General features: G+C 62.8%; 17 protein-coding genes and 1 pseudogene. 6 read left to right on the top strand and 12 right to left on the bottom strand.

What is annotated here, in order from left to right:
* Positions 1–155: 155 nt before the first annotated feature.
* Positions 156–1598, bottom strand: coding sequence for a 2-isopropylmalate synthase (locus tag KVU_RS09315; protein ID WP_236953093.1), 1443 nt, complete (start codon positions 1596–1598; stop codon positions 156–158).
* A 169-nt stretch (positions 1599–1767) separates the two neighbouring features.
* On the opposite strand from KVU_RS09315, the gene KVU_RS09310 reads away from it, so the two are divergent.
* Entirely contained in the window at positions 1768–3432 is a 1665-nt protein-coding gene (locus KVU_RS09310) for an NAD+ synthase (protein WP_013384972.1), read from the top strand.
* A gap of 10 nt (positions 3433–3442) precedes the next feature.
* Here KVU_RS09310 and KVU_RS09305 read toward each other — a convergent pair whose 3' ends face one another.
* The 6 genes and pseudogenes from KVU_RS09305 to KVU_RS09280 all read right to left on the bottom strand — a co-directional run bounded on the left by KVU_RS09305 (position 3443) and on the right by KVU_RS09280 (position 10176).
* A complete protein-coding gene (locus KVU_RS09305) occupies positions 3443–4147 on the bottom strand; it encodes a molecular chaperone DjiA (RefSeq protein WP_013384971.1) in 705 nt (234 codons plus the stop codon).
* A gap of 66 nt (positions 4148–4213) precedes the next feature.
* Positions 4214–4825 carry a VOC family protein gene (locus KVU_RS09300; RefSeq protein ID WP_013384970.1) on the bottom strand — a complete coding sequence of 204 codons (612 nt, stop codon included), beginning with the start codon at positions 4823–4825 and terminating at the stop codon, positions 4214–4216.
* Positions 4818–6782, bottom strand: a complete 1965-nt coding sequence (gene parE, locus KVU_RS09295; protein WP_013384969.1) for a DNA topoisomerase IV subunit B — start codon at positions 6780–6782, stop codon at positions 4818–4820. The genes KVU_RS09300 and parE overlap by 8 nt, the downstream gene beginning before the upstream one ends.
* Positions 6783–6863: 81 nt before the next feature.
* Positions 6864–7505, bottom strand: coding sequence for a glutathione S-transferase family protein (locus KVU_RS09290; protein WP_013384968.1), 642 nt, complete (start codon positions 7503–7505; stop codon positions 6864–6866).
* A gap of 18 nt (positions 7506–7523) precedes the next feature.
* Positions 7524–9012, bottom strand: a pseudogene (locus KVU_RS09285) (peptidoglycan -binding protein).
* A gap of 3 nt (positions 9013–9015) precedes the next feature.
* Entirely contained in the window at positions 9016–10176 is a 1161-nt protein-coding gene (locus tag KVU_RS09280; RefSeq protein WP_013384966.1) for a MotA/TolQ/ExbB proton channel family protein, read from the bottom strand.
* Between the two features lie 157 nt (positions 10177–10333).
* On the opposite strand from KVU_RS09280, the gene KVU_RS09275 reads away from it, so the two are divergent.
* Entirely contained in the window at positions 10334–11347 is a 1014-nt protein-coding gene (locus tag KVU_RS09275; protein WP_236953092.1) for a DUF2125 domain-containing protein, read from the top strand.
* Between the two features lie 65 nt (positions 11348–11412).
* Here the strand turns inward: KVU_RS09275 and KVU_RS09270 are convergent, their stop codons facing one another.
* Positions 11413–11736, bottom strand: coding sequence for a DUF6280 family protein (locus KVU_RS09270; RefSeq protein ID WP_013384963.1), 324 nt, complete (start codon positions 11734–11736; stop codon positions 11413–11415).
* A gap of 269 nt (positions 11737–12005) precedes the next feature.
* On the opposite strand from KVU_RS09270, the gene efp reads away from it, so the two are divergent.
* Both efp and KVU_RS09260 read left to right on the top strand, forming a co-directional pair.
* A complete protein-coding gene (gene efp, locus KVU_RS09265; protein ID WP_014537931.1) occupies positions 12006–12569 on the top strand; it encodes an elongation factor P in 564 nt (187 codons plus the stop codon).
* A gap of 87 nt (positions 12570–12656) precedes the next feature.
* Complete coding sequence (locus KVU_RS09260) at positions 12657–13505, top strand: inositol monophosphatase family protein (RefSeq protein ID WP_254660348.1); 849 nt, start codon at positions 12657–12659, stop codon at positions 13503–13505.
* Here the strand turns inward: KVU_RS09260 and ygfZ are convergent.
* From ygfZ to KVU_RS09245, 3 genes are read right to left on the bottom strand one after another with little or no spacing between them, the layout of a single operon-like run.
* Positions 13502–14242 (bottom strand): CAF17-like 4Fe-4S cluster assembly/insertion protein YgfZ, encoded by a 741-nt coding sequence (gene ygfZ / locus KVU_RS09255; RefSeq protein ID WP_013384960.1) that lies wholly within the window; start codon positions 14240–14242, stop codon positions 13502–13504. The genes KVU_RS09260 and ygfZ overlap by 4 nt on opposite strands.
* Positions 14239–16032, bottom strand: coding sequence for an ABC transporter ATP-binding protein (locus KVU_RS09250; RefSeq protein WP_014537929.1), 1794 nt, complete (start codon positions 16030–16032; stop codon positions 14239–14241). The genes ygfZ and KVU_RS09250 overlap by 4 nt, the downstream gene beginning before the upstream one ends.
* Complete coding sequence (locus KVU_RS09245) at positions 16029–16646, bottom strand: dual specificity protein phosphatase family protein (RefSeq protein ID WP_013384959.1); 618 nt, start codon at positions 16644–16646, stop codon at positions 16029–16031. The genes KVU_RS09250 and KVU_RS09245 overlap by 4 nt, the downstream gene beginning before the upstream one ends.
* Before the next feature lie 301 nt (positions 16647–16947).
* On the opposite strand from KVU_RS09245, the gene KVU_RS09240 reads away from it, so the two are divergent.
* Positions 16948–18150 carry a pyridoxal-phosphate-dependent aminotransferase family protein gene (locus tag KVU_RS09240; protein WP_013384957.1) on the top strand — a complete coding sequence of 401 codons (1203 nt, stop codon included), beginning with the start codon at positions 16948–16950 and terminating at the stop codon, positions 18148–18150.
* Here KVU_RS09240 and KVU_RS09235 read toward each other — a convergent pair.
* Positions 18147–19259, bottom strand: a complete 1113-nt coding sequence (locus KVU_RS09235) for a pyridoxal phosphate-dependent aminotransferase (protein WP_013384956.1) — start codon at positions 19257–19259, stop codon at positions 18147–18149. The genes KVU_RS09240 and KVU_RS09235 overlap by 4 nt on opposite strands.
* A gap of 135 nt (positions 19260–19394) precedes the next feature.
* On the opposite strand from KVU_RS09235, the gene KVU_RS09230 reads away from it, so the two are divergent.
* On the top strand, positions 19395–22481 hold the full coding sequence (locus KVU_RS09230) for a valine--tRNA ligase (protein ID WP_013384955.1): 3087 nt from the start codon (positions 19395–19397) through the stop codon (positions 22479–22481).
* Positions 22482–22501 lie beyond the last annotated feature (20 nt).

The following is a 22501-nucleotide window of genomic DNA, read 5'->3' as shown; positions in this document are numbered from 1 at the left end:
CGCTCAGAGGCCGCTAAGGAGGAGGAGCCCGCGTAGGCCAGCATCCGCCGGCACAAAAACAGAAATGATGCATCCAGAAGTGATCATGTGGCGCAATATAACCAGCTAAACATCAGGTGAAAGCGAAATCTTTGGCAATGCGCCAAAAAATTCCGCTATTCGGAAACAGCGGGCGCGTCAGCCGCGGGTGGCACCACTAGCGGTTCAACCATCGCGCCATCTTGCCATTCGCCGGTTTCGACCGTGCCATCGGGATAGGTCAAGCGGCCATGGCCGTCGCGGCGACCGGCGCGGAAATTGCCCTCGTAAACCTCGCCGCCGGGGTAGGTGGCGGTGCCTTGGCCGTCCATCTCGCCCTCGCTCCAATAGCCGGTATAGTTGAAACCGTCGGCCATGGTCAGCGTGCCCTGACCGTTTCGAACGCCGCCCGCAAAGCCACCCATATAGACCGAGCCATCGGCATAGCGTGCCGTGCCCTCGCCATCGCGCAAGCCATTGGCCCAGGCACCGTCATAGCTTGCACCATCCGCCGCAGTCATGCGGCCGGTGCCATGCATACGGCCATCGGCAAATGCGCCGACATAGCTGTCGCCATTGGCGAAAGTGACCGTGCCTTGGCCGGACATGGTGCCATTGGCCCATTCGCCATCATAGCTGGCGCCATCGGCATAGGTGATCTTGCCGCTGCCGCTGGCCTGGCCATTTTCGAACCCCGCCACCAGCACCGCGCCATCGGCATAGGTCACGGTCGCGACGCCAGACAACGCACCATCGGCCCAGACGCCTTCCGCTCGATAGCCGTTCGCGCCGGTAAACAGGCCCTGACCGCTGCGCTGACCCGCGCGAAAGCCGCCGGTATAGCTATCACCATTGGCATAGGTCAGCGCGCCCTCGCCATCAAAGAAACCACTGGCAAAGCCACCAGTATAGCTATCGCCATTGGCCAATTGCATCTGGCCCTGACCGGTCATCGCACCGGCGCGCCAATCGCCGGTATAGGTGGTGCCATCGGCCTGTGTCAGCGTGCCCTCGCCATCGGGCAGGCCCGCATCGACGCCGCCCTCATAGGTTGCGCCATCGGCATAGGTGATGCGACCTGCGCCATCGCGCACGCCATTCACCCAATCGCCCGCATAGCTGAACCCGTCGGGCATGGTCAGCGTGCCCTCGCCGCTGGGCATATTGTTCTGAAAGCTGCCCTCATACCGGCTGCCATCGGCATAGGTCAGTGTGCCGGTGCCATGCAGGCGCCCATCGACCCATTCACCGGTATAGCTGCTGCCATCGGCATAGGTGATGGTGCCGGTGCCCTCGGGCTTGCCGGCTGAAAAGCTGCCCTCGTAAATATCGCCGCCAGGAAAGGTCGCGCGCCCGATCCCGCGGATCTCGCCTTCGAACCACTGGCCGGTATATTCGTAACCGTTCGGCAAACGGTAACTGCCCTGACCGTGCTGGCGGCCATTCAGGAATTGACCCTCATAGATGCCGCCATTGGCATATTGCTTGACCTCGACCCCTTGGGCGACGGCCTGCATGGCAACCGCACCGCCAACAAGGCCGCCGATCAGGGTCAAAATACGCAGGGCGGGGCGAGGCATCTGGATTTCCGTCATTAGGGGCATTGCGGCGACAGTATCTGCCTCGCGCTGGCCTGACAACTTTTCCAGCAGGGCACGGGCGGGGATCGGCGAAAATTGATCGCGCTTTCCCTCGGCCCGCGATCTGGTAAACCCTTGGACAAGATGCTGCAAACTAGAGGGTGTGACTATGGGCGAGACTTTCCGCCTGACGCTGGCTCAGCTTAATCCGGTCGTGGGGGATATCGAGGCAAATGCCGCGCGTGCGCGCCGCGTTTTCCATGACGCCCGCGCTGCTGGCAGCGATTTCATCGTCCTGCCCGAGATGTTCCTGATCGGCTATCAGGCACAGGATCTGGTGCTGCGCCCTGCATTTCAACGCGATGCGGCAGCGGCGCTGGCGCAGCTTGCGCGCGATACCGATGGCGGCCCGGCCCTTGGCATCGGCCTGCCATGGCGCGAGGGGGATGAGCTGTTCAACGCCTATGCGATCTTGTCCGGCGGCAAGGTGCAGGCGATGGTGCGCAAGCATGAACTGCCCAATTACGGCGTCTTTGACGAGCGGCGCTATTTCGCCGCTGGCCCGATTTCCGGCCCTGTCGCCTTTGAAGGTGGCCCGCGCATTGGCCTGCCGATTTGCGAAGACGCCTGGTTCCCCGATGTCGCCGAGGCGATGGCCGAATCAGGGGCCGAGATTTTGGTCGTCCCCAACGGCTCGCCCTATTCGCGGGGCAAATATGATGTGCGCGTGCAGCGCATGGTCTCGCGCGTGACGGAAAACGATCTGCCGCTGGTCTATCTGAACATGGTCGGCGGGCAGGATGATCAGGTGTTCGACGGCGGCTCGTTCGTGCTGGGGCATGGCGGCGGACTTGCCGCGCAACTGCCGTTCTTTACCGAGACCGTCAGCCATATCGACTTTACCCGCTGCGAGACCGGCGGCTGGCAGCCGCAGCGCAGCACGCTGGCGCATGTGCCCGATGAACATGCGCTGGACTATCAGGCGATGACGACCGCGCTGCGCGATTACGTGCGCAAATCCGGCTTCTCGCGCGTGCTGCTCGGGCTGTCGGGCGGCATTGATTCCGCGCTGGTTGCGGCGATTGCGGTGGATGCCCTCGGCGCAGAAAACGTGCGCGGCGTCATGCTGCCCTCGCGCTATACATCCGATCACAGCCTCGAGGATGCCGAAGTCTGCGCCCGCGCGCTGGGGATCAAACTCGATACGGTCGAGATCGCAGGGCCGGTCGCGGCGGCCGAGGCGGCGCTGGCACCGCTGTTTGCGGGCCATGACGCCGATCTGACCGAGGAGAACATCCAGTCCCGTATGCGCGGCCTGCTGCTGATGGCGCAGTCGAACAAATTCGGCGAGATGCTGCTAACCACCGGTAACAAAAGCGAAATGTGCGTGGGTTATGCCACGATCTATGGCGATATGAACGGCGGCTATAACCCGATCAAAGACCTGTATAAAACCCGCGTCTTTGCCGTGGCCGCGTGGCGTAACGCCAACCATTTCGACTGGATGGCCGGCCCCGCAGGCGAGGTGATCCCCACCCGTATCATCACCAAACCCCCCAGTGCCGAGCTGCGCCCCGATCAAAAAGACGAGGATTCGCTGCCGCCTTATCCGGTGCTGGATGCGATTTTGGATCTGATGGTGGATCGCGACGCCTCGGTCGCCGATTGCGTCGCGGCGGGTTATAACCGCGAGACAGTGAAACGGGTCGAACATCTGGTCGCGATCAGCGAATACAAACGCTTTCAATCCGCGCCGGGCGTGAAACTGTCGCGCCGCGCGCTGTGGCTGGATCGTCGCTATCCGATCGTGAACCGCTGGCGCGACAAAGCCTAGTTTTCTGGGCTTAAGCGGGCTGCAGCGCGCCGCGCGCGGAAATGGCGCTCCAGGCGTTGTTCACCGCGATCAGGCGTTTTTCGGCCAGTTTGATCGCCTCGGCGGGAACGCCGCGGGCGGTCAGGCGGTCGGGGTGATTCTCGCGCACCAGATGGCGCCAAGCGGCCTTGATATCGTCAATGGGCGCATCGGGCGCCACGCCCAGAACGTGATAGGGGTCATTTTCGGCCCCCGGCATATCGGCGGGCAGGGCGCGGGCGCGAATGCAGGCAAATTCCGCCTCGGTAAAGCCAAAGATTCGCGCGACTTCCTTCAGGAACATATTCTCGGCGGGGTGATAGTCTCCATCGGCGATGGCGATGTGAAACAGCCCTTCCAGCAGGTCTTTCAGCGTGTCGGGATGGTCGCGGAACATGTCCGCGACATGGCGCGCATAGGCGTCAAAGCCCGCAACATCCTGCCGCGCAAGATCGTAAACCCTTGCGACATGGCCACAATCTGCGTCGGAAATCTCGAACACATCGCGAAAGGCCGAGACCTCGTCCCGCGTCACCTGACCGTCGGCCTTGGCGATTTTCGCGCCCAAAGCGATGACCGCAATGGTAAAGGCCACCGAATGTTCCGGCGGATTGCGCAAGCGCTCTAGCGCTGCGAACAGGCCTTCGCCGTGCAAAAGTGCGGCCAAAGCCTCGGATATGCGGGACCAAATCGACATAGGCTCTTATCTGACAGGGGGTTACACGTCGTCCAGTGAATTTCCCGTCAGGCGGCTGTAATATTGTTAAGCAAGGTTAACAGTGCCATGCGGGCCGATAAAGCTGGCGGTCAGGGCCAGTGGCCCCTCGGTCAGCGTTACGCGAGGATCGCCAAGATGCCCGATCAGCCAGTCCCGCACAAGCGCCACTTGCGGATGGCTGATGTGCAGATTTTGCAACCGTAGCCCACTATCAGCCAAAACGGTCGAGGGATGCTGCCCCGCCGTCCATTCGATCAGTGTCGGAAAAGCGCCGTCCAGCGGCAGCGATCCATCCTCGGGCACAGTGATATTCCATCGCAGCGCGCCGCGTTCCAGCGGTGTCACCACGCCTGCATCCACCGGCGTCTGGAATTCCGCCAGCCCCTCAGCGCGGCAAATCCAGTTGCCGATACGCGACACCTCGGGCGGATGATCCAGCCCGAACCAGCGCGGGCCACTATGGTCTGCCTCGGGATCGGGGGCGATCACCTCGAAATAGAACCCATCACCCATGCCCAGCAGGCAGTTATGTGTGCCATAGCGCGCATGTTTGCCGCCCGGACGGGGGCGGATGCCCAGGCGCGCCTCGACCCAATCGCAGCCCTCGTCCAAGGTGCGGGCGCAAACGGCGATGTGATCCAGCGCCAGACTAGACATCCAGTTCCTCGACGAAACGGGCGTTCTCCTGAATATATTGGAAGCGCAATTCGGGCTTTTTACCCATCAGACGCTCGACCAGATCGGATGTCTCGCCCGGCTCATCGTCGTTGATGGTGACGCGGATCAGCTTGCGGGTTTTGGGGTCCATCGTGGTTTCTTTCAGGTCTTTGGCATCCATCTCGCCCAGACCTTTGAACCGCTGCACATCGATCTTGCCGCGCCCGCCCAGACCCTTTTGCAGCCAATATTCCTTTTCCGCATCATCCGCGACATAAAGGCGGTTCGCGCCCTGCGTCAGACGATAGAGGGGCGGGCAGGCCAGAAACAGGTGACCCTTTTCGATCAGCGGCCGCATTTGCGTAAAGAAAAACGTCATCAGCAGGCTGGCGATATGCGCGCCATCGACGTCCGCATCGGTCATGATGATGATGCGCTGATAGCGCAGATCCTCGGTGTTGAACTTGGCTCCCATCTGCACGCCAAGCGCCTCGCAAATATCGCTCAGCTCTTGGTTCTGGTTCAGCTTGCCCGCCGCCGCGCCCATCACGTTCAGTACCTTGCCGCGCAGAGGCAGGATGGCCTGCGTTTCACGTGAACGCGCGCCCTTGGCAGATCCGCCCGCCGAATCGCCCTCGACCAGGAACAATTCGGTATTGTCGCGGATCTTGGCCGAGCAATCCGTCAGCTTGCCGGGCAGGCGCAGCCGCTTGGTCGCGGATTTGCGCTGGGTTTCCTTTTCCTGCCGGCGGCGCAGACGCTCTTCGGCGCGCAGCACAAGGAAATCAAGGATCTCGCGCGCGGATTTCGGGTCCGCCGCCAGCCAGTTGTCAAAGTGGTCGCGCACCGCGAGTTCCACCCATTTCGCGGCTTCCTCGGTCGACAGGCGATCCTTGGTCTGGCCCACGAAAGACGGCTCGCGAATGAAAATCGACAGCAGCGCGCAGCCGCCGGTCAACAGATCCTCGCGCGTGATATCCTTGGCCTTGCGGTTGTTCACCCGCTCGCCATAGGTTTTCACGCCCTTCAGCACGGCGGCCCAGAAACCAGCCTCGTGAGTGCCGCCCTCGGGCGTGGGGACGGTGTTGGTATAGGACAGGATGAACCCGTCGCGCATCGCCGACCAGTTGATCGCCCATTCGACCGAACCCGGGACGTTGAACTTCTCCTCGAAGCTGACCTTTCCGGCAAAGGGCTTATCCGCGTAGGTCTGGGTGTCCTTCATCACATCGGCCAGATAATCGGCAAGGCCGCCGGGGAATTTGAATGTCGCCTCGGCCGGTGTCTCGCCATCGTCAATGGCGGTCTTCCAGCGAATCTCGACACCCGAGAACAGATAGGCCTTGGATCGCACCATCTTGAACAGACGCGCGGGTTTCAGTTTCAGCGATCCGAAAATCTCGGCATCGGGGTGAAAGGTGACGGATGTGCCCTTGCGGTTTGGCGCTGCACCGACCTTTTGCACCGGCCCCTGCGGCACGCCGCGCGAAAAGCTTTGGACATAGAGCTCGCGGTTACGCGCCACCTCGACCCGCATCAGATCGGACAGCGCGTTCACCACTGACGACCCCACGCCGTTCAACCCGCCCGAGGTCGAATAGGCCTTGTTCGAAAATTTCCCGCCCGCGTGCAGCGTGCAAAGGATCACTTCCAGCGCGGATTTATCGGGGAATTTCGGGTGCGGATCGACGGGGATACCGCGACCGTTGTCGCGCACGGTGACGGAATAATCCTCGTGCAGCTCGACCTCGATCCGGTTCGCATGGCCTGCAACGGCCTCATCCATCGAGTTATCGAGGATTTCCGCCACCATATGGTGCAGCGCGCGTTCATCCGTGCCGCCGATATACATGCCGGGGCGTTTACGGACGGGTTCCAACCCTTCCAGAACCTCAATCGAGGCGGCGTTATATTCATTGCCCTGCGCCCCGCTTCCGGCCAGAAGGTCGTCCGCCATATATCACCTCGAAATTTGAATTTTGCCGATTATGACAAAAGGGCGGCGGGATTAGAAGGGCCGCCGCCCTTTATGCCCGATTTACGCTTCGGCTTCGCGCAGGGCCCACATCTCTTGGAACGCCGGGCGGGCCTGTTGGGTCGCAAGATAGGCCTTGACCGCGGGATAGGCATCAAAGGCGCCTTTCAGCGCGGTGGCATAGCGCAGAACTTCGCACAGATTGATATCGGCGACGGTAAAACGCTCGCCCACCAGATAGGCGTGTTTGGCGAAATGCACCTCTAGTGCCTTCAGCGGGCGGGCATAGGCCTCGGCCGCCTCGGCCAGGGCCTCATCGGTTGCGCCTTTGCCGACCAGCACCTGAATGCGCAGGGTGTGGGGCTCCAGCTCGGTCGCGGCAAACAGCGCCCAGTTGGACATTGCACCGGTTTCCATCGCGTTTTGCGGCCCCAGCTTGTCGCCATAGACGCGCGCCAGATACAGGTTGATCGCCAGCGATTGCGTCAGCACCAGATCGCCGTCTTTCAACACCGGCACCGTCGCCATCGGGTTCAGGGCCAGAAAATCGGGGCTTTTGGTGTTGAACGGCGCATCCGCCGCCAGCGGATCGGCGATACGGCTAGAGGGGATCGTGCGCACCAGCGGCAGTTTCAACCCTGCCTCTAGCGCGAGCCAGACATTGCGCGTCGCGCGGCTTTTATAGACACCATAAAGTTCAGGCATAGGCACGTCTCCCTTCAATTATCGTTCTGTCAGTTTCAGCTCGATGCGGCGGTTTTGCGCGCGCGCCTCTGGCGTATTTGCGGGGTTCAGCGGCTGGTATTCACCAAAGCCGTTCGCGGCGAGGCGGTTCGGGGGGATCCCCTCGTTCTGGATCATGTATAGCACGACCGACAGGGCGCGGGCCTGCGACAATTCCCAGTTATTGGCGAATTCGCCGGTGCCAGACAAGGGCGTGTTGTCCGTATGGCCATCAACGCGGATCACCCAGTCGATCTGGCTGGGAATCTCGGATGCGATCCGGCGCAAAAGGGCCGCGACATTGGCGATCTCGGCATCGCCTGCCGCAGATAGCGTGGCGCTGCCGGCCTCAAACAGCACTTCCGAGGAAAAGACGAAACGGTCGCCGACGATCTGGACGCCATCTTGCCCATCCAGCAGCGCCCGCAGCGAGCCAAAGAATTCCGAGCGATATTGCTCGAGGCTCTCGGCCTCTTCGGCCAGACGGCGCGCTTCTTCCTCGAGGCGGATTCGCTCGGCCTCTTCCAGCGTGCGGGCACGGCGTTCCTCGGCCGCGACGCGGGCGAGGGCGGCGTTCAGTTGCGAGCCAAGGCTTTCAATCTGTACCTGCGCCACACTATCCGCCACGGCAGAGGCATCGAGCAGCCCTTGCAAGTCGCCCAATTGATTGCGCAGCGCGGCGGCCTGCGCGTTCAGCGCCTCGACCTGCAGCTGCGCCTGGGACGACATCTCTTGCTGCTCAGACAATTGTTGTTGTGCCAGCGCCAGCAGCGCCCGCCTGTGCCTCGGCATCGGTCAGGGCGGTATCGCGCGCCCCCTCCAGCTCGGCCTGCGCGGCGCGGGCGGCGGCCAGCAGGGTCAGGGTTTCTTCGGCGCGCGCGCGCTCGGATTCCAGCGATAGCGTCATCGCAGTCAGTTCGGCATCGGCATTCTCCAGCCGCGCGCGCAGCGCCTCGGCGGCCGCCGCGTCCAGCAGCGCCTGCGCCTCGAGGTCCGAGATCTGCCCCGCCGCGCTATCCGCATCCGCGCGCAAACTGGCGATCAGCGCTTGCAGCGCCTCGCGCCGCGTCTCGGCCAGACGGGCCTCCTCGGCGGCAGTGTCGATCTCGCCTTGCATCTGGGTGCGACCCGCGATCAGGGCGGCGACCTGCGCCTCGTAATCAGTGATCTGATCGCCAGCGGTCGCCAGCGCGCTGTCACGTTCGGCCAGCGACTGGCTGAGCGTATCAATCAGCGATTGCCGCTCGGCATTTTGCCCTTCCAGCGCCGCGGCACGGCTGCGCTCGGAGCCCAGCGCGGCATTCAGCGCGGCCAGATCGGTGCTGAGCTGCCCCAGTTGCTGTTCTTGTCCTGTCACTTCCTCGCGCAGCACGAATTGCACCACGGTAAAGATCGACAGGACGAACAGCAAAACCAGCAGCAGGCCGGTCATCGCATCGACAAACCCCGGCCAGACATTGGTGTTAAAACGCTCGGTGCTGCGGCGCATGGCTTAACTCGCAACGTCGCGCAGGGTGCGGGTCAAATGCGCGATATCGGCGCGCAGCTCGGCCATGCTTTCCTGGCGGCTGGCGGTCAGCTCCTCGATCACGCGGTTCATCTGCCCGTCGATCGAGCGTAGGCGCATCCGGCTTTCAGGGTCGAACCCGTCCGCGACACCTTCGCGCCGGGCCAGCAGCTCGACCAGTTGTTCCTGGCCGGTGGCGATCCGCGCCAGCGCGGCATTGTCGCTTTCCATCCGGCCCATCATGGCGGTCAGACCGCTCGCTACCGTCTGCATCTGCGTCGCGGTCTGGGCGCTGATGTCCTGCGCATCGGTCATCTGGCCTTGCAGCTTGGCAAGCTGATCGGACAACTGCCCCATCACCAGCGCCAGCACCGAGGTTTCCGTGCCGCCATCACCCTCGCCGCCGCCCGCGCCCGAATAGGTCACGCGGGTAAAGGACGACAGCCAATCCTCGAGTTCATTGTAAAAGCGGTTCTGGCCGCGTCCGGCGAACAACTCGAGCAGGCCGATGATCAGCGATCCGGCAAGGCCCAGCAAGGATGACGAGAATGCCGTGCCCATGCCGCCTAGTTGCGCCTCGAGCCCCGCTTGCAGCCGCGCGAAAATCGCGGCGCCGGTTTCCTCGCCTTGCGGGTTCAGCGAACGGATCGTGTCGACCAGCGCCGGCACAGCGGTCGCAAGGCCATAAAACGTGCCGAGCAGCCCCAGAAAGATCAGCGTATTCGCCAGATAGCGGCTGAACTCGCGCGCCTCGTCGATCCGTTGCCCGACCGTTTCCAGAATCGTGCGGCTGGACGAGGGCGACAGATGCAGGCGCTGATTGCGCGATGATTTCAGCAGCGCGGCCAGCGGTGCCAGCATGGGGGGCGTGCGCTCGGGCACGCCTTGGGGCAGGCGGACGAATGTCTCGATCCACGAAATCGCGCGCGCCAGCGCAAAGACCTGCATGAAACAGGCGACGACGCCCAGCACAAAGACGCCCGCGATCAGCCCGTTCAGATAGGGGTTTGTCCAGAAAATCCCCTCGATCGTGGTGTGGACGATCCAACCGCCGACGACGACCAGCGCCAGCACGACCAGCATCGACAGCAATTGCCGCAACGGCTGCGAGAATTGATCCTTGGTTGCCGTGGACTTCAGTTCCATCAGTGCAATCTTTCTGCCGAGAATTACCCTTGGGCAAAGCAATAGGCCGTGTCGCGGCGGATTTGAACGCCTTTTCGCGCAAACCCGCTGGCAATCTGGAGCTTTGGCCCGTCAGCGACTAGGAAGATGGCAATGTAACGCTGTGATGGAGGCCGTCATGCGCCGCTTGTTGATCATCTGGGTGCCGCTGCTGCTGCTGGGGCTGTTTTGCGGCTATTGGCTTGTCGCGCAGGCGCAGATCAAACGGGCTGTGACGGTGGCGATGGAACGGCTGCCCGCTTATGGCTGGCAGGCCAATCTGGACACGCTGCATCTGCGCGGCTTTCCCTTTCGCTTTGATGTGATGGCGACCGATGTCAGCGCCGAAAATCTCGCAGGCACGCTGGCTTGGCAGGCGCCCGCGCTGAATATCCACGCCTTGTCCTATCAGCCGAACCGTATCGTCGCCGCGCTGCCGCCGCAGCAGCAGGTCACGCTTTATGGCCAGCGCATTGATGTCCAATCGGCGGATATGCGGGTCTCGACCCATGTTGGTCTGTCCCCCGATCTGCCGCTGGACGAGGCTGTGCTTGAGGCCCGCGATCTGGCGCTGACCTCGGAATTTGGCTGGCAGGCGCAGGTTTCGCATCTGTTGTCGGCGTTGCGCGCCGCGCCCGATGTGCCCGCAGATAGCCCGCCGACCTATGATGCCTATACGCGGGCGCAAAATCTGGTGCTGCCCGAGGCGATCCGCGCCGCCCTTGATCCCAGCGGCGTGCTGCCCGCCGCGGTGGCGAGCGTTGAATTCGATACCCGCCTGTCCTTTGACGCGCCCATTGACCGCTATCTGACACCGCAGGTTGCGCCGACGTCGGTGAACCTGCGTCGCATCCACCTGCAATGGGGGCAAATGCAGCTGACCGCCACCGGCACATTGCAGCCAGGCAGCAACGGCCTGGCCGAGGGCGAGATCGCCCTGTCACTGAACGGTTGGCAGCAATTGGTCACGCTGGCTGAAAACGCGGGCGCGCTGGTGCCTGATCGCGCGCAGCAACTGCGGTTTTTGCTGGGGGCGGCTGCGGGCGGGGGGGATCGGCTCAGCCTGACCTTAACCGTATCGCAAGGGGTTCTCAGCTATGGGCCGGTGCCCTTGATGCCGCTGCCCCGGATGCTGCAGCCACAAACGCCCTGAATGTTAAAAGCGCGGCCCCTTGCGGGGACCGCGCTTTTGCAAGGCCAGTGCCGGTGATCAGATGATCAGGCGGCGCGGGCTTCTTCTTCGGCGGCGTGACGACGCTCGCTCTCTTCGCGCGACAATGCAACCGAGGTGCGCACACCTTTGGCAACAAAGTCCATCAGACCGCTGACAACGCGCTCGTTCGGGTCGATCCCGGCACAGGACAGAACTTCGCGACCATCGCGCGAGCGTGCCCAACGGGCGATTTGCTCGGGACCATTGCCGTATTTCTTGTCATCTGCGATCGCATCATCAAGGGCCGCCAGAACGACAGCGGCAAACAGCTTACGCGCACGGTTGCCCTGTTCGTTATTGTAGGCAGTGCTGTCGACGAATTCCTTCATCTGTTTCCCCACAGTATTTAGCATGTCATTGTTCAGGCGTCAGGCAATACGCCAGTGTGGCCCGAATCAGGGTTTTTAATTTTGCATGGCTGTCATGCATCTAGGGCATGACTTGCCTGATTAGCAGGCATTTTGTGAACGGACCTGATCTGCGCAGCGATTGCTGCGGTGCTGGTGCAGCAGGGCCACAGCTTGTCAGATTGCCGCACCCTCGATATAGGCGCGCAGAGCGCGGGTTCAACCCGCTTCCCAATCCCTCGAAGGGCATCATGGCCAAGATTAACGCGAACGAAATCAAACCCGGCTTCATCCTTGATCATGATGGCGGCCTGTGGGCTGCGGTCAAAGTGGACCATGTGAAACCCGGCAAGGGCGGTGCCTTTGCACAGGTCGAGCTAAAGAACCTGCGTGATGGCCGTAAGCTGAACGAGCGTTTCCGGTCCGAAGACAAGGTCGACTCGGTGCGTCTGGAACGTAAAGATCAGCAATTCCTGTATGAAACCGACGGCATCCTGACCTTTATGGATACCGAGACGTTCGAGCAGACCGAGCTGTCGTCGGACCTGTTGGGCGACCGCCGCCCGTTCTTGCAAGACGGCATGACGATCATGATCGAGTATTTCGGCGACGAGGCGCTGAACGTCGCCCTGCCGCCCAAAGTCACCTGCCGCATCGCCGAGACCGAGCCGGTGATGAAGGGTCAGACCGCCGCGAAAAGCTTTAAGCCTGCGATATTGGATAACGGCGTGCGCGTCATGGTGCCGCCCTTTGTCGGCCCGGACGAGCTGATCGTCGTCAACACCGAAACCATGGAATATTCCGAGCGCGCCTAAGCGATTGGACGGCTGTAAAAAGGGCGTGGTGCGACTAGCGCCGCGCCTTTTTTCATGGTCTGACTGGCTGAAAGCCATGCAGGACAGATGATGCACGTGACCCCCCAGCAAGAACGCGATCTGATCGCCATCATGCAAGACGCCGCGCGGGCCGAGATCCTGCCCCGGTTTCGCAACCTTCACGCGGATGAAATTTCGACCAAATCCCATCCCGGCGATCTGGTCACCGCCGCGGATATTCTGTCCGAACGCCGCATGACCGCCGCTATTCCTGCCGTGATGCCCGGCGCGGTGGTGCTGGGCGAAGAGGCGATCTCGGTCGATCCTATCCTGCGCGATCAGATCGGGCTGGCCGCCACATCCGTGATCCTCGATCCGGTCGATGGCACGTGGAATTTTACCAAAGGCGTCGCGCTATTTGGCATGATCCTTGCGGTTGCGCACCGCGAAGTACCTGATTTCGGTGTGCTTTTCGATCCCGTCGCGCAGGATTGGGTTGTCGCCCACGCGGGCCAGCCGACGCGTTTTGTCACCGCTGACGGCTTTAGCCAAAGCGTCCACACCTCGGACGAGCGCGACCCGGCCAAGATGACCGGCTTTGTTCCGTTCGAGATTATGCACCGCCACCACCGCCAGACGGTCACCGCCGCGATGGACGGCTTCGCCAGTGCGACGGCTTTGCGCTGTTCTTGCCACGAATACCGCATGATCGCGCGCGGTCAGGCCGAATTTCTGATCAGCCACCACAAGCCCAACCCTTGGGATCACGCGGCGGGCGTCGTCGCGGTCAAAGGGGCAGGGGGCGTTGCGCGTTTCATTGATGGTGAGGATTACAACGTCGCCCGCCCGCATGGCTATCTGGTCAGCGCCGCATCCGAAGAGATCTGGCAGATGGTCGCGGATCGGTTCCGTTTTTTGCAGGCCGACGCGGTCTAATCGGGCAGGCGTGTCACGCGCGCGCTGCCTGCGGTCATCTCGCCGCCCGCGCGGTCGAACCGCAGATAGGCAATCGCCTGATCGCCCGCGCGTGTCAGCAGCTGCCCGGCCTCGCGATCGCCGGCCATGATCACCGTGCCGGGGGCGGCATCGCCCACCACCTGCACGCGCGCAAGGCCCTTACGCAGCTCGGTTTTATGTTTCATGCGGGCGGTGACTTCCTGCCCGACATAGCAGCCCTTGCGGAAATCGACGCCGTGCAATCGCTCGAACCCGTTTTCCAGAATATAGCTCTCGCCGGTCAGCTCCGCGCCCATCTCGGGCACCAGCAGATCGACGCGCAGCGCGTCCCAATCGGTCGCATCCGAGACATCCGCCGCGCCATACAGCCGCCAGCCCAGACGCGGATCACGCGGATCGGCCAGCGCGCCCGCGGGCGCATCCCCCGTGCCGCGCGAGACCACCAGATCCGTCTCGGCAATCTGCACATCGGCGCGCAACCGATACATCGACAGGCGCGGGATCAGCGCCGCCGCCGCGCCCGCATCCACGTCCAGCAGCAGACGGCTGCCATCCTCGTGCAAAAAGAAATCGGCGATGAACTTGCCCTGCGGCGTCAGCAGCGCGGTATAGACCAGCGCGCCTTCGGCCCGTTTCACATCGTTGGTCACCAGATTTTGCAAGAACGGCAGGCGATCCGTGCCAGTGATGGCAAAGACTTTACGGGCATGGGTCATTCGTCGGTCTCACTTTCGGCGCTGCTGCGGAACTGCATCGCATATAGATCGGCATAGATACCGCCGCGTGCAAGCAGCTCGTCATGCGTGCCCTGATCGACCACGCGTCCCGCATCCATCACCACGATACTATCGGCGTTGCGGATGGTCGACAGCCGATGCGCGATGACCAGCGTGGTGCGCCCGTGCGAGAGCTGTTCCAGCGCCTGTTGCACCAGCACCTCAGAGCGTGTGTCGAGGGCGGATGTCGCCTCGTCCAGCAGCAGCACGGGCGTGTCGCGCAGCAGCGCGCGGGCGATGGCGACGCGCTGGCGTTGCCCCCCGGATAGGGCCGATCCGCGCGGGCCGACCGGGCTATCCAGCCCCTCGGGCAGGGCTTTCAGGAAATCGGTGACATGGGCGGCGGCCAGCACATCCTCTAGCATGGAATCCTCGGGCGCGGGGCGATCCAGCAGGATATTGTCGCGCAAGCTCTCATCGAACAGTGCCGAATCTTGCGAGACCACGCTGAACAGGTCGCGCAGATCATGCAGCGCGAAATCCTTGTTCGAGATGCCGTTGATCAGCACCGCGCCGGACGAGGGGTCGATCAGACGCGGCAACAGGTTGAACACACTGCTTTTGCCCGCGCCAGATGCGCCGACCAGCGCTGTCGTCTTGCCCGCAGCCGCCGTAAAGGTGACGCCGTGCAGCACTTCGGTGGTGCCGTAATCCAGCCGCACATCTTGCAGGCGGATCTCGGGCGGCGCCTGTGGGATGGGTTGCGGGCGGTCCGTCGGGGTAATGCTCGCCGCGATATCAAGGACGGATTTCAACCGCTCGAGCGCCACCTGACCCGCTTGCCATGACCCCGACAGCCCCGCCAGCCGCCGCAGCGGCCCAAAAACCGAGGCCATGGCGGTGAAAAAGGTCATGAACTGGCCCATGGTCTTTTCGCCGCTGAGGATCTCGCCGCCGCCCAGCACCATGACGCCCATGAACCCAAGGCCGGTCATGATATCCACCAGCGAGGGGATCGCGGCCTTGCCAGCCGCCGAGGATGTCGCAAGGCGCACCTTTTGCCCCAACAGGTCGCGATAGCGGCGGCTTTGATAATCCTCAAGATTGTTCAGCTTGACGGGGTTGATGCCGTGGAACACCTCGTCCAGTCGGGTCGAGAGCGTCCCCTCGACCTCGCGCGATTTGCGGGTCAGGCGGCGGACAAGACGCTGCACAACCAGCGAGGGCGCGACCAGCAGCGGAATGCCCACCAGCGCGATCAGCGTCCATTGCCAATCGGTCACCAGCGCCACCGCAAACAGCGCCAGCACCGCCGCCAGATCGCGGCCAAGGCTGATCAGGATCATCGCGGTGATGGATGTAATGCCGTTCACATCACCCTGCACCCGTTCGATCAACTGCCCCGGCGGATGCTGTTGGTGAAAGCTGCCATCCAGCGTCATCAGATGCGACAGCAGGCGCGCCCGCAGCCGTGCGCCAACCAGTTCATTGACCCGCGTCACAAGGATCTTTTGCCCCAGCGAGGCAAAGGCCCGCAGCGTAAAGATCGCCAGCATCGCAAGGCCGATGCCCCATAGGGCGGCGCGGCTGCCGCCTTCGAAAATGCTGTCGAACATCGGCTGCATCATCACGGCGAAACTGGCGAGGGTCGCCCCCTCGATCGCCATCAGGATGATCGCAATCAGCAACAGCGGCCAGTAGCGGCCCAGAAACTCCTGCCAGTACCATCTGAACAAATGCGGCTGCATATCCGGCGTTTGTTGGGCACTGTCAGGGGCTGGGATGGTCATCTACGAAAACTCTCCGTGGCGGCGTCGCGATCGTATTTCGTCGCGAACCATTCTTCGATCCCTATCGGGTATCGCCGGAAGTCGTTTTCGTAAAGGTCCAGCACATGATCAAGCACCCCGGTTTGCGAGGCGCGGATGTGCAAATAGCGCAGCGATAGCTGCTTGCGCGCCTGCTCTATCGTTGCGCCTTGCATCCCCAGCAGATAAAGCGCGCCCGCTAGTCCCGCGCGGTCGGCCCCCGATTTGCAATGCATCAAAAACGGGCGCGGCAGGGCGCGAAACGTGTTGAACAGGCGCAGCACCTCGTCGCGTTTGGGGGCGCGGCGCGCCTCGAGCGAAACGGAATAAAGGTGCAGGCCCAGTGTGTGGCAGGCGGCAGCCTCGAACCGGTTCGCGGCGCTGGGACTGCTGCCGCGCAGGGTCAAAATGGCCTTAATGCCTTGATCACGCAGGCGGCGCAGACGGCCAAATCCTGCATGGTTCGACCGCCATACATCATCGCATACCTTGGCCTGATTGCACCATGTGTAACGCAGTACGGCATGGTCGAGGAACAGAAAATCCAGCGTGTCGCGCCAACCCGAGGGGCATGTAACGCGGCCGGTATCAATCATGCGTGGCTCCGTCGGGCTGAGCGTCGGCATGGCCAAGCACACGGGAGTCCACCGATCAGACATAATCGGTTGCGGGGCGGCGTTATATACGTTCATCTGTCCCGTTCCGGCCAAAGGGCCCTGGTGATCATCTGCAATGCGGTCGCCATGTTTGTAAAGTTTTATGTCGCCGTTATGAACCGAGCAAGTCACCTTGTCGAAAATCTGGCGGTCGCTTGCCCGTGGGTCATTGACGTTCTGAAAAACCTGTCACATGGCTGAAGGCCAAGATCCCACCCCAAGCTGACAGTCTGGACTTAACATGTTTGCCAATGGCAGAACCCATCTTGCGATTCCCGGCCCCTCGGTTACCCCCGACGAGGTCCTGCGCGCCATGCACCGCACCTCGACGGATATCTACGGCGGCGCGCTGCTGGATATGACCGTCTCGATCTATCCCGATCTGCAAAAGCTGGCGCGCACCGCCAGCGCGCTGCCGGTGATCTATCTGGGCAATGGTCACGCGGCGTGGGAAGGGGCGATTGCCAATACGCTGGCGCGCGGGGATCGCGTGCTGGTGCTGGCGACCGGCAATTTCGGCATCGGCTGGGCCAATCAGGCGCGCGCCATGGGGGCCGAGGTGGTGGTCGTTGATTTCGGCCTGACCACTGGCATTGACCTGTCGCGGACCGAGGAAGCCCTGCGCGCCGATCTGGCCAGCGGCACGCCCTATAAGGCCGTGTTGATGAGCCATGTCGATACGGCGACCTCGCTGTGCAATCCGGTGTTGCCGGTGCGCCAGGTGATGGATGCGGTGGGTCATCCGGGCCTGTTGATGGTCGACTGCATCGCGTCGCTGGGTTGCGACCGGTTCGAGATGGATGCCTGGGGCGTCGATGTCATGGTGGCGACCAGCCAAAAGGGCCTGATGGTGCCGCCCGGCATTTCCTTTGTCTATTTCGGTGCCAAAGCGCTGGCCGCGCGCGAGGGCGTCGGCTTTGTTCCTGCCTATTGGGATCTCAAGCCCCGCGCCAATCCGCCTGCGTTCTATGGTCTGTTTGGCGGCACCCCGCCGGTGCAGCACCTCTACGGTCTGCGCGCCGCGCTGGATATGATCATGGCCGAGGGGCTAGAGAATGTCTGGGCCCGCCATGCGGGTCTGGCGCAGGCCGTCTGGGCCGCGTTTGATGCCTGGTCGGCGGGCGGACCGGTATCGCTGTGCCTGTCTGATCCCTCGCTGCGCTCGCACGCTGTGACGGCGGCCTATGCGGGCCCCGGCAACGGCGATGCACTGCGCGGTTGGGTAACCAAATTCACCGGCGTCACGCTGGGCGTCAGCCTCGGCCGCGATCCGGCGGCGGATTATTTCCGCGTCGGTCACATGGGCCACGTGAACGCGCATGACGTCTTTGGCGTTTTGGGCGCGATGGATGCGGGTCTGAAGGCGCTGGACATTCCCCACGGGGAAGGTGCGCTGGCGGCCGCGACCAAGGTGATCGCCGCCGCAGCTAAAAAAGCGGCCTAAGCGCCCTGATTTGCCGCCGCGATCGCCTTTGGCAGCGCGGCGGCAAAGGCATCCAGATCGGCGGTCGTGCCCGCCGAGACGCGGATGCAACGGTTAAGCGGGCTGACGCCCGGCATACGCACGAAAATTCCATCTTTGATCAGACTGTCCAGCACGCGGCGCGCAAAGGCGCCGTCCTGACCGCAATCTAGGGCGACGAAATTCGTGGCCGAGGGCAGCACGCTAAGGCCGTTGTCGGCAGCGATGTCGGCAATGCGGTTGCGGGCCACGGTGACACGGGCGCGCACATGGTCGATCCAGGCTTGATCCTGAATGGCGGCCAGCGCGCCGATCTGCGCGGTGCGGTTCATGCCGAAATGATTGCGCACCCGGTCAAAGGCCGCGATCAGCCCCGCCGGCCCGATGGCATAGGCGACGCGCGCGCCTGCCATGCCATAGGCCTTGGAAAAGGTGCGCATGCGGATCACGCGCTCCTCCTCGGGGTGCAGGTCGGGGGCGGTGCCCTCGGGCGCAAGTTCGATATAGGCCTCGTCCAGCACCAGCAGGCTGCCAGCGGGGACAGCGTCGATCATACGCTGGATCACATCGGCGCTGTGCCACGTGCCCATCGGATTGTCGGGGTTGGCGATATAGATCAGCTTTGCCTGCACCTCGGCTGCCTTGGCGATCAGGGCGGCGGGGTCCTCGTGGTCATCGTTATAGGGCACGGTGACCAATTCGCCGCCAAAGCCTGCGACGTGGAAGTTGAAGGTGGGATAGGCCCCAGCCGAGGTGACGACCTTATCCCCTGCCGCGACCGTCAGGCGCACCAGCAGGCCCAGCAGCGTGTCGATGCCCGCATCAATGGCGATGTTTTCAGGCGGCACGCCATGATAGGCGGCAATGGCCGCACGCAGATCGTGATTTTCCGGATCGGCATATTGCCAGACATGTTCGGACGCCGCCGCCATCGCCGCAATCGCGCGGGGCGAGGGGCCGAACACGCTTTCATTGGCGCCGATCCGCGCGGCAAAGGGGCGGCCTGCGGCGCGCTCTTGCGCCTCGGGGCCGACAAAGGGGACGGTGGCGGGCAGGCTGGCAGCAAGGGAGGTGAGGCGCGCATCGCTCATGTTCGGGCCGATCTTTGCAAGTGATACGCCATGCCTAGCGCAGGCGGCGGCGGGGGCGCAACACCAGACCCTTTTCATGCACCGCTTCAGCCGCTATTGGGTGGCCCTAACAGATGTGCAGAAAAGGCGACCGAAATGCCGATGGAAAAGACTTTTGACGCCGCCAGTGCCGAGGCGCGCCTTTATCAGACATGGGAAAGCGCGGGCGCTTTCCGTGCGGGCGCGAATGCGAGCCGCCCCGAGACGTTTTCCATCGTCATTCCGCCGCCCAATGTCACCGGCAGCCTGCATATGGGCCATGCCTTTAACAACACGCTGCAGGATATCCTGACGCGCTGGCACCGGATGCGCGGCTTTGACACGCTGTGGCAGCCCGGTCAGGATCACGCCGGTATCGCCACGCAGATGGTGGTCGAGCGCGAGCTGGCCAAAGCCGGTCTGCCCGGTCGCCGCGAGATGGGCCGCGAGGCTTTTCTAGATAAGGTCTGGGAGTGGAAAGAGCAGTCCGGCGGCACGATCATCCAGCAGCTGAAGCGCCTTGGCGCCAGCTGCGACTGGGATCGCAATGCCTTTACCATGGACGAGCATTTCCAAAAGGCCGTCATCAAAGTCTTTGTCGAGATGTATGCCAAGGGGCTGATCTATCGCGGCAAACGTCTGGTGAACTGGGACCCGCATTTCGAGACGGCGATCTCTGACCTCGAGGTCGAGAATGTCGAGGTTGCGGGCCATATGTGGCATTTCAAATACAAGCTCGCCGGCGGCGAGAGCTATGAATATGTCGAAAAGGACGAAGACGGCACTGTGACCTTCCGCGAGATGCGGGACTGGATTTCCATTGCCACCACGCGTCCTGAAACCATGCTGGGCGATGGCGCGGTTGCGGTGCATCCAAGCGATGCGCGCTATGCGGCCATTATCGGCAAGATGATCGAGCTGCCGCTGACCGGTCGTCTGATCCCGATCATTGCCGATGAATATCCCGATCCGACCTTTGGCTCGGGCGCGGTGAAGATCACCGGCGCGCATGATTTCAACGACTATCAGGTCGCCAAACGTCATAATCTGCCGCTGTATCGTCTGATGGACACCAAGGCCGCGCTGCGCGCTGACGGCCTGCCCTATGCCGAGGCCGCCGCCCGCGCCGCCGAGATCGCGGCGGGCGCGGCGACGAACGAGGAAGAAATCGACAGCCTGAACCTGGTGCCCGAGAAATATCGCGGCATGGATCGGTTTGAGGCGCGCAAGGCGATCATCGCCGATATCGGCGCGCTGGGCCTTGCCGTGACGCGTCTGGTCAAGACCATCGACAAGGAAACCGGGGCCGAGGATCTGAGCCGCGAGGCGGTGGTCGACAGCAAGCCGATCATGCAGCCCTTTGGCGATCGGTCGAAAGTCGTGATCGAGCCGATGCTGACCGACCAATGGTTCGTCGACACCAGCAAGATCGTCGGCCCCGCGATTGATGCGGTCAGGAACGGCGATACGCAAATCCTGCCCGAGCGCGACGCCAAGGTCTATTTCCACTGGCTGGAGAATATCGAGCCATGGTGCATCAGCCGCCAGCTGTGGTGGGGCCACCAGATTCCGGTTTGGTATGGTCTGGATCTGGGCGCCTCGAACTATCGCGATGACGAGAATGACGGCGCGCTGGACGAGGTCGAGATCATGCGCCTTCTGTCCTCGGACCGTTTGGTCCATGCGGGCGCGGTCTATCATTGCGCCGCCGATTTCAGCGGCGTGGTCGAGAATTTCCGCGACGAGATCGCCGATACGCCGATGCCGCTGTCGCATGCCCGTATCGTCGAGGTGGCGGACCGCGCTGCCGCGATCGAGGCGCTGGCGGCAGGCCTTGCGCAATATAATCTGACGCAGGACCCGACTGTGCTGGTCTATCCGGTCTGGCGCGATGCGGATGTGCTGGATACCTGGTTCTCGTCGGGCCTGTGGCCCATCGGCACGCTGGGCTGGCCCGAGCAGACGCCCGAGCTTGCGAAATACTTCCCGACCAATGTGCTGGTCACCGGCTTTGACATCATCTTTTTCTGGGTCGCCCGGATGATGATGATGCAGCTTGCGGTGGTGGATGATGTGCCGTTCAAGACGGTCTATGTCCATGCGCTGGTGCGGGATGAAAAGGGCAAGAAGATGTCCAAGTCGCTGGGCAATGTCCTCGACCCGCTGGTGCTGATCGACGAATATGGCGCGGATGCGGTGCGGTTCACGCTGACGGCGATGGCGGCAATGGGCCGCGATCTGAAACTGTCGACGCAGCGTATCGCGGGCTATCGCAATTTCGGCACCAAGCTGTGGAACGCCCACCGCTTTGCCGAGATGAACGATGTGTTCGCCGCGCGCCCGGCCGATGGCCAAGCGCCCAGGGCCAGCCAGACCGTGAACCGCTGGATCATCGGCGAGACCGCCCGCGTGCGCGAAGAGGTCGATGCGGCGCTGGACAGCTATCGTTTCGATGTGGCCGCGAATGCGCTTTATGCCTTTGTCTGGGGCAAGGTCTGCGACTGGTATGTCGAGTTTTCCAAGCCGCTGCTGTCGGGCGAGGATATCGCGGCGCGGGACGAGACGCGCGCCACGATGGCCTGGGTGCTGGATCAATGTCTGGTGCTGCTGCATCCGATCATGCCGTTCGTCACCGAAGAGCTGTGGCAGACCACCGGTCAGCGTGACCGCCTGCTGGCGCTGTCGGATTGGCCGACCTATGCCGCCGCCGATCTGGTGGATGCAGGCGCGGATGCGGAAATGTCCTGGGTCATCTCGGTGATCGAGGGCGTGCGTTCGGTGCGGGCGCAGATGAACGTGCCTGCGGGTCTGCAAGTGCCGGTGCTGCAGCTGGAGGCGGACGAGGTCGCGCGCGGCGCTTGGGGCCGCAACGAGGTGCTGATCAAGCGTCTGGCGCGGATCGACAGCCTGACCGAGGCGGCCGAGGTGCCCAAAGGCGCGATCACCGTGCCGACCGCTGGCGCGACATTTGCGCTGCCTTTGGCCGACATTATCGACGTTGCCGCCGAAAAGGCGCGCATCGGCAAGGCGCTGGACAAGCTGGCCAAGGAACTCGGCGGTTTGCGCGGTCGCCTGAACAACCCGAACTTCGTGGCTTCCGCCCCCGAGGAGGTTGTCGAGGAAGTGCGCGAGAACCTGTCCCTGCGCGAGGCGGAAGAGGCGCAGATGCGCGCCGCCTATGACCGCTTGGCCGAGATCGGCTGAATGAAAAAGCCGCCGGAGTG

It is taken from the genome of Ketogulonicigenium vulgare WSH-001 (assembly GCF_000223375.1).
GTDB classification, from domain to species: Bacteria; Pseudomonadota; Alphaproteobacteria; order Rhodobacterales; family Rhodobacteraceae; genus Ketogulonicigenium; species Ketogulonicigenium vulgare.
This window is presented reverse-complemented; position numbering and strand designations above follow the sequence as displayed.